Source organism: Gordonia sp. i37 (genome assembly GCF_002043085.1).
Classification (GTDB): Bacteria; Actinomycetota; Actinomycetes; order Mycobacteriales; family Mycobacteriaceae; genus Gordonia; species Gordonia polyisoprenivorans.
Map to the genome: position 1 here is coordinate 1 of NZ_MVPX01000210.1, position 2,215 is coordinate 2,215.

2 protein-coding genes and 1 pseudogene are annotated in these 2,215 nt (G+C 69.1%); all 3 read left to right on the top strand.

Going from position 1 to position 2,215, the window contains the following annotated elements:
- Positions 1-484, top strand: a 484-nt coding sequence (locus B1964_RS09670; RefSeq protein ID WP_290440690.1) for a phosphopantothenoylcysteine decarboxylase, incomplete at its 5' end; no start/stop codon positions are given.
- Between the two features lie 70 nt (positions 485-554).
- Positions 555-1,766 carry a methionine adenosyltransferase gene (gene metK, locus B1964_RS09675; protein ID WP_006370265.1) on the top strand — a complete coding sequence of 404 codons (1,212 nt, stop codon included), beginning with the start codon at positions 555-557 and terminating at the stop codon, positions 1,764-1,766.
- Between the two features lie 80 nt (positions 1,767-1,846).
- Positions 1,847-2,215, top strand: a pseudogene (locus tag B1964_RS09680) (primosome assembly protein PriA); the annotation flags it as partial.

A 2,215-nucleotide genomic window follows, 5' to 3' on the forward strand; every position in this document is an offset into this window, starting at 1 on the left:
GCCCCACCGTGCCGCCGATGCCGACGTCGTCATCATGGCGGCCGCGGTCGCCGACTTCCGTCCGGTGTCCACCGCGGAATCCAAGATCAAGAAGGGCGACGCGGGCCCGGCTCCGGTCGAGTTGACCACCAATCCCGACATCCTGCGCGGACTCGTCGAGGCCCGCGACGCGGGGGCCATCCCGGTCGAGACGGTGATCGTGGGTTTCGCCGCCGAGACCGGCGACGAGACCGGCGGTGTCCTCGACCATGGGCGGGCCAAGCTCAAGCGCAAGGGGTGCGATCTCCTGGTGGTCAACGCCGTGGGAAATGGCAAGGCATTCGGCACCGAGGACAACACCGGGTGGCTGCTGTCGGCGCACGGCGAGGAGACCGCACTGCCGATGGGCACCAAAACACTCATGGCGAGCAGGATCCTTGACGCGGTCCGCTCCCTGGTGCCTGATGGATCGGGCACCGCAACGCCCGTCACGCACACGTCGTGACCCCTGTGTAGTTTTGTCTACGATCACCGGCGACGTCCGCACGTCGCCGTCACGACCTCGAGAGGATCCGATGTCCAGCTCTGCGTCCCGCCTTTTCACCAGCGAGTCCGTCACCGAGGGACACCCGGACAAGATCTGTGACGCGATCAGCGACTCGATCCTCGACGCCATCCTCGATCAGGACCCCAAGGCCCGCGTCGCGGTGGAGACCCTGGTCACCACCGGACAGGTGCACGTCGCCGGCGAGGTGACGACCAGCGCCTACGTCGACATCCCGGGCATCGTCCGCGGCAAGATCCTCGACATCGGCTACGACTCGTCGACCAAGGGCTTCGACGGCGCGTCGTGCGGTGTCAACGTGGCCATCGGCGCGCAGTCGCCGGACATCGCGGGCGGCGTGTTCAACTCCCACGAGAACCGCAGCGGCATCTCCGAGGACGAGATCGACGCCCAGGGCGCGGGCGACCAGGGCTTGATGTTCGGTTACGCCACCAACGAGACCCCGGAGTACATGCCGGTGCCCATCGCGTTGGCCCATCGCCTGTCGCGCCGCCTGACCGAGGTCCGCAAGTCCGGTGCACTGCCGTATCTGCGCCCCGACGGCAAGACCCAGGTCACCATCGAATACGACGGCGACAAGCCGGTCCGCCTCGACACGGTCGTGCTCTCCACCCAGCACGCCGCCGACATCGACCTGGACAACATGCTCACCCCCGACATCCAGAGCCAGGTCGTCGACCCGGTTCTGGCCGAGCTCGATCTGCCGGGTCTGACCACCGACGGTTACCGGCTGCTGGTGAACCCGACCGGCAAGTTCGTGCTCGGTGGTCCGATGGGCGACGCCGGGCTGACCGGCCGCAAGATCATCGTCGACACCTATGGCGGCATGGCCCGTCACGGTGGTGGCGCATTCTCCGGCAAGGACCCATCGAAGGTCGACCGCAGCGCCGCCTACGCGATGCGCTGGGTCGCCAAGAACGCGATCGCCGCGGGACTCGCCGACCGTATCGAGGTGCAGGTCGCCTACGCCATCGGCCGCGCCGCCCCGGTGGGCTTGTTCGTCGAGACCTTCGGCACCGAGAAGACCGACCCGGTGGTCATCCGCCGCGCGATCTCCGAGACATTCGACCTGCGTCCGCTGGCGATCATCCGCGACCTGGATCTGCTGCGCCCGATCTACGGACCGACCGCCGCCTACGGCCACTTCGGCCGTACCGACGTCGACCTCCCGTGGGAGCGCACCGACCGCGCCGAGAAGCTCCGCGCGGCCGCCGGACTGTAGTCCCCGCGTTGGCGGCCGGTGGTGACCGCGCCGGGGCCCGTGAGCGTGCACACTCCGCACCCATCGCCCGCGTCCTGCCGATGCTGGGGCTTGCCCACCTCGACCGGCCGTTCGACTACCTGATCGACACCGACCAGGACGACGACGCCGTCCCGGGCGTGCGGGTACGGGTCCGCTTCGCCGGCCGGCTCGTCGACGGTTTCCTCCTCGAACGGATCGACGACTCCGACCACGAGGGGCGCCTGGGCTGGATCGAACGGATCGTGTCGGCGGAGCCGGTGCTCTCGGCCGAGATCGCACACGTGTGTCGCGCTGTCGCCGACCGGTATGCGGGCACGATGTCCGACGTCCTGCGATTGGCCGTCCCACCCCGCCACGCGCGCACCGAGGCGCAACCGACCCCCATGCCGAGCACGGAGGTGGTGGCGCCCGACCGCAGTGCCTGGCAG